The 549-nt window shown below is 34.1% G+C and carries 1 protein-coding gene; it reads right to left on the reverse strand.

The window, feature by feature from the left end; all coding sequences use genetic code 11:
• Positions 1 to 100: 100 nt before the first annotated feature.
• A partial coding sequence (locus ACFIJP_RS09700) for a type ISP restriction/modification enzyme (RefSeq protein WP_375627222.1) occupies positions 101 to 549 on the reverse strand: 449 nt, incomplete at its 5' end.

The following is a 549-nucleotide window of genomic DNA, read 5'->3' on the forward strand; positions in this document are numbered from 1 at the left end:
AAGCACTCTTTTTAAAGATTGTATCTAATCAACTTAACAAGAGAGGTATAGATTATGGTTATAAGACTCTATACCCCCTTGTGAGTTTAGCAAGCCAAGTCTATTCAGTTTCTCTTATTTCCAATTTTGGTAGGTTCTTAACAATCTTCATTGTTTCTAAATTTACGGTAATAACCCTTTGAAACAACTCTAATGGATAAGCAGGGTTGCCAACGGTTTCAACAGCATAGTGATTGGCATCATTCACAATGCCACTCTTTTTATCTGTTTTTACACATTGACGTTCCATAACCCATTCAAGAGTGGGCTTGCCATTAACGATATACTTATAAGCTTCAAGAGGGATATCTGTCATGATGATATTGCTATTGTAAATAACAGTCGATTTATCCTTTTCCTTACTATTCTTAATTTTTGCGAATTTCATTTCAGTCACATAATAAAACTTTTCTGGATTATAGATCTCTGTTTGTTTTGGATTACCCTTTTTAAAGGTCACTGGATAAGGTTCTACAGTTTCATAATTCACGTGCAAATGACCGAGTTCAC

It is taken from the genome of Bartonella sp. MU37NMGALS, assembly GCF_042194015.1.
Classification (GTDB): Bacteria; Pseudomonadota; Alphaproteobacteria; order Rhizobiales; family Rhizobiaceae; genus Bartonella; species Bartonella grahamii.